The organism is uncultured Anaerococcus sp., assembly GCF_963510575.1.
Classification (GTDB): domain Bacteria; phylum Bacillota; class Clostridia; order Tissierellales; family Peptoniphilaceae; genus Anaerococcus.
The window spans coordinates 1-4,455 of record NZ_CAUPFR010000123.1 but is presented as its reverse complement, the minus strand read 5'-3'; the positions used below and the strand labels follow the sequence as shown (position 1 = coordinate 4,455).

Annotated in this window: 6 protein-coding genes; 1 reads left to right on the top strand and 5 read right to left on the bottom strand. The window is 38.0% G+C overall.

The window, feature by feature from the left end:
* A partial coding sequence (locus tag RQ907_RS07820; RefSeq protein WP_311492814.1) for a hypothetical protein occupies positions 1–273 on the bottom strand: 273 nt, incomplete at its 3' end.
* Positions 274–280: 7 nt separating this feature from the next.
* On the opposite strand from RQ907_RS07820, the gene RQ907_RS08405 reads away from it, so the two are divergent.
* Positions 281–352 (top strand): hypothetical protein, encoded by a 72-nt coding sequence (locus RQ907_RS08405; protein ID WP_399522457.1) that lies wholly within the window; start codon positions 281–283, stop codon positions 350–352.
* Positions 353–422: 70 nt separating this feature from the next.
* Here RQ907_RS08405 and RQ907_RS07815 read toward each other — a convergent pair whose 3' ends face one another.
* The 4 genes from RQ907_RS07815 to RQ907_RS07800 all read right to left on the bottom strand — a co-directional run.
* The gene (locus RQ907_RS07815; RefSeq protein ID WP_311492813.1) at positions 423–2,114 is read right to left on the bottom strand and encodes a VWA domain-containing protein; all 1,692 of its coding nucleotides are present in this window, start codon (positions 2,112–2,114) and stop codon (positions 423–425) included.
* Positions 2,107–2,991 carry a MoxR family ATPase gene (locus RQ907_RS07810; RefSeq protein WP_311492812.1) on the bottom strand — a complete coding sequence of 295 codons (885 nt, stop codon included), beginning with the start codon at positions 2,989–2,991 and terminating at the stop codon, positions 2,107–2,109. The genes RQ907_RS07815 and RQ907_RS07810 overlap by 8 nt, the downstream gene beginning before the upstream one ends.
* Before the next feature lies 1 nt (position 2,992).
* Entirely contained in the window at positions 2,993–3,307 is a 315-nt protein-coding gene (locus tag RQ907_RS07805; protein WP_311492811.1) for a hypothetical protein, read from the bottom strand.
* A 60-nt stretch (positions 3,308–3,367) separates the two neighbouring features.
* The coding region (locus RQ907_RS07800; protein ID WP_311492810.1) for a carbon starvation CstA family protein at positions 3,368–4,455 on the bottom strand (1,088 nt) is incomplete at its 5' end.

The window sequence follows — 4,455 nt, the reverse complement described above, 5'->3', positions numbered from 1 at the left end:
ACCGGAAACTCCGCCGGAAACTCCACCGGAAACCCCACCGGAAACTCCGCCGGAACCCCCACCGGCAACCCCACCAGAAACTCCGTCAGAGACTCCACCAGAGCTTCCACCAGAAGAGCCACCAGTTCCAGACCTTCCACCGGAAGAACCTCCAGTTCCAGATCTTCCACCAGAAGAACCACCTGTTCCAGAGCTTCCTCCAGAAGAACCACCAGAGACTCCAGAGGAAAAACCACCTATACCAAGAACACCAAAAAATCCAAAAACAGGCATAAGTGGCATGGCAAATACATTTGCTATACTGGCGAGCTCCCTAAGTGGTTTATTTACAATTAAAAAAAGAAAAAAGTAAAAAATTAAGATAAGAAATGCCCTCCAGAACTTGCACAAAATGTAAGTTTGGAGGGTGTTTTTTAGATATTTTATTTTTCTAAAGATGAAATTTGATTTTTTATAAATTTGCCACAGTCAGATGCTATGGAAGTAGGTTTGTCAATCTTTATGAAATTAGATCTATAGATTTCTCTAGCATTTTCTACATGGTCGCCACTTAGGATGGCACCTATTTTTAGGCCTTTTTTCCTAAGGTCAGCTAAATTTTTTTTGGTATCATCAAGCCCAACCTGGTCTTGGTAGGGTTTATTTAGCCTAAAGCCCTCGGTGATAAGGGGTTTTAGGTCCTGGGGGTTGGCGTCTGTGAGGATTAAAGAAAGGGTATTTTTGAAATCCTTATCTAAAATCGCCCTATAGGCACGAAAAACGAGCCCGTCCCTATTCCAACCCATGGCCTTAAATCGAAAGATTTTTTTGATGTCTGTTTTTTCATTATAGTCTTTAAGAATCGTGAGGATGGTAAAATCACCAAGAGTTTGAAAGGAAATTACCCTATTTAGGATAGAGTTGTTTTCTAAAGACTTGGCTAAGATATAGGCTTCAATTGCTACTTCTGACTCCTTTTCAAGGAGGGAGGCTGATCCGTCTACAAGGAGGTCTACCCTTATATTAGGGTCAGTTTGAAGACTTTTTTTCTTAAAAATTTTTGCCCTATCGGTAATCTCTGCCTTGTAGGCAAGCCTTGGTACCAGTTTGCCCCTAGAAGCTAGGTTGTCATCTAAGGATGAAGTTAGGTTTAATTTTAGTTTGATTTCCTTAGATAAAACTGAAATAGCTCTGGTATAGGCGGTTTTATTCGCCTTAAATTTTAAAAGGTGCCTGGCTATGGCTTTTTTATTTAAGTCTTGGTCTAGGTCCTTGTCATTTTCTGTGATGCCTCTGGTATAAAAAAGTCTGGATTTTTTGTGGCCACCAGTGCACAAGTCCCTTTCGATTCCAAGTCTGATTTTCTCATCAAAAAGAGATTTGCCAAAGGTTTTTTCTATGTAAGCTAGGCTTTCCCTACGTTTTTTCATTTTGAAATCTAGGATTAGCGAACCAAATCCATGAGATTTTTGACTTTTTCCTGCAAAGTTTGCTGGCATATTCGATCTTTCAAGGCTTACCATGCCGGCACTTTCAAAAAGAGAAAGATTTAGGGAGGGAAGTTTTTTTAATAGGTCGCTTTCCCTATAGCCAAGGTAGGTATTAAATAGATTTATAACTCTACTTTCAATATTACTTTTATCCGTATCGGAAGGAAGACATAATTTTTTGTAGAGGTCTAAATCTTTTTTGGAAAAATTTCCTGTATTTTTTCCAAGAATTTCTCCCATTCTCAAAAGTTCGAGCCTATAAATAGTATTTTGCCTAAGGGCGAGATTTCTCCTTTGAAGATCGTACTTATCATCAAGAAATTTTTGGGCGTAGGCAATTCTCAGTGATTTTAAAACTGGTCTTTGGCTGATTTCTTTTTTGTAGGCAAAGTCTTCTAGGATATATAGTAGGGCGAGGTCATACTTATCACGCCTAAAATTATAGGCCCAAGCATCAAAAAGCTTTTGAATTTCATTTTTTCCTAAATATTTGATTGCAAGTCCTATTATTAGATTTATGTAGAAATCAGGATTGCCGTCAATATTTTCGCCGATAATAAAATTATCAAAACTATAATCTCTAGCTCCTGCCCATTGGATGTTTGATATTCGATTTTCATAGAGTTTTTCTTTAGTTCTATCCATTTATAAGGTCTTTTTGGTAAATATTATCAGGAAAACGTGCCTTAAGCAAGTCTTCGATTAGGTCAGCTTCATAGTCGTCGAAAATTTTATTGACTAAGCAAAGTCTCATGGCTTCTTTGAATTCAAGGCCTTGCTCAATTAGGTCAAGGCCATCAAAAATCCCTCTCAAGTCTGGTGCAGTCTCAGAAATTTCGTGGGCATTAGCCTTATCTTTTAGGTCCTTAAAAAAGTTTGCGATGTCATTTATAAAGGCATCCTTAAGGTCTGGGTGGTGGGGTTTGATTAGATTTACTAAATCACTATCAGAAATTCTTGGCATTTTTATAATGGCAAACCTTGATAAAAGCGCTTCGTTTAGGTCACGGGTGCCTTCGTAACCGTAGTTCATAGTGGCTATAAAACGGGTGGCTGGGTGGACATCGATGAGTTTGTAACCAGGTATATCAATCCTCCTCCTATAATCAAGGACAGAGTGGAGGACCGCCATAGCTTCGTTTTTTGCCATATTTATTTCATCGAGGACAGCAAAACCACCATAGCGACTGGCAAGGCTTATAGGTCCTTCTCTGAAGGTGACTGATCCTGATTTTAGGGTGTCATCGCCGATTAGGCTTGATGCATCAACACTAACGTGAAAGGATATATTCCACATAGGACGGGCAAAAAGCTTAGCCAAATTTTCTGCAAGGACATTTTTGCCAGTAGACTTATCTCCGACTAGGAGAATGTTTTTGCCTGCTAGAATTGCAGCAATTGACTCTTTTAGAATGGTATCGCCCAAATATAAAAATTTTGGGTGGGGAATCCTGTCTACGAGGTCGTCTGCAAGGGGGTATTTATTTTTAAATTCTTCTATTTTTTTGTCAAAATTTTCCATCTTAACGCTCAATTGTGTTTATTTCATTTTTTAGGTAGAGTTTTTTAAAGGAGCCAATACCGAAGGCAGAAATCTCTACCTCTAAATCATCTTTTACAAAAGAAAAGAAATTTGGATTGACATAGATATCAATACCCGAATCAGTAAATTTTTTGTAGGCTTCTTTATTGCCAATAAGTTTGGTAGAAACATCAAAATCTACAGTGCCTATGGTGCAACAAGTTTCCTTGCTATCAAGGTCTGGGTTTATAAAAATTTCTGTAATATTTTTTTTATCGGCAAAATCTTTTGCCTTTTTAGTTAAAATAAAATTCATAAGTCCTCCTGAAATCATTATATTAAAAAAGAGTGGCCTTAGCCACCCCTTTCTATAATTTTAATCTAATATGATAGATTCGATTCTTGCTCTGTTTTTCTTACCTAGTTTTAGTACACAAACTACGTATAAAACTGTGATTACTGCTGCTACTGGATAGGCAAGTGTGTATGGCTGCCTAAATCCGATAGGGTCTGCATTTATGATAAATGAGAATACTACGAAGCAGTAGAAGGCACCTGGTATTAAGGTGATTAGGTAGTTTTTGTTGGTGTACATTAGGTAAACTGTTGCAACTGCTAGGGCAAAGATAGCTACGAATTGGTTTGTAAATCCGAAGTATCTCCAAAGTAGGTTGAATCCACCTGGGTTAGTCTTAGCAAAGTATAGGATACCAGCTGCAGGTATAAATAAAATTGCTGCAAGAATAGCTCTTTTAGCTGGGTTTCTTTGGTCTATATTCATTTCTTCAGAAATGATAAGTCTTAAAGACCTGAAAGCTGTATCGCCTGATGTGATAGGAAGGGCGATTACACCAATGATAGCAAGTAGGCCACCGATATTACCCATGAAATATTTAGAAATATTACCAACCATGATTGTACCAGGAGTATCAAGTGCGCTTTCTCCAGAAGAGAATAGAACCATAGCACCTGCTGCCCAAATCATAGCTATAAAACCTTCAGCGATCATTGTAGAGTAGAAAGTCAATCTTGCTTCTCTTTCAGATTTAACTGTTCTAGAAACTAGGGTTACTTGGGAACCGTGGAAACCTGATAAGATACCACAGGCTACTGTAATGAAGAAGGCTGGGATGAATTTTTGTCCCTTTGGATGTTGGGCAAGAAGTCCTTGACCTTCAAAAGCTAAATGTCCGCTACCTTTAGTAAAGATACCGATTAGGACGCCTATAGCTGAGATAATTAAAAATGCTCCGAATATTGGATAAATTCTACCGATTACCTTATCAATAGGCATTACTGTAGAAAGTATGTAGTAAGCAAATATTACAGCATAGATAATCCAAATAACTGCACCTTCTGGGTCTTTTCCTAAAACGAATTTAGCGATTAGGTCACCAGGGGTATAAACAAATACAACACCTGTTAGTAGAAGCAAGATTGCTATAACTACGTTATAGAATACTC

Bases quoted from the DNA above. Each gene is read 5' to 3' on its own strand.
- RQ907_RS07815 (WP_311492813.1), bottom strand. From the start codon at position 2,114: ATGGATAGAACTAAAGAAAAACTCTATGAAAATCGAATATCAAACATC.
- RQ907_RS07810 (WP_311492812.1), bottom strand. From the start codon at position 2,991: ATGGAAAATTTTGACAAAAAAATAGAAGAATTTAAAAATAAATACCCC.
- RQ907_RS07805 (WP_311492811.1), bottom strand. From the start codon at position 3,307: ATGAATTTTATTTTAACTAAAAAGGCAAAAGATTTTGCCGATAAAAAA.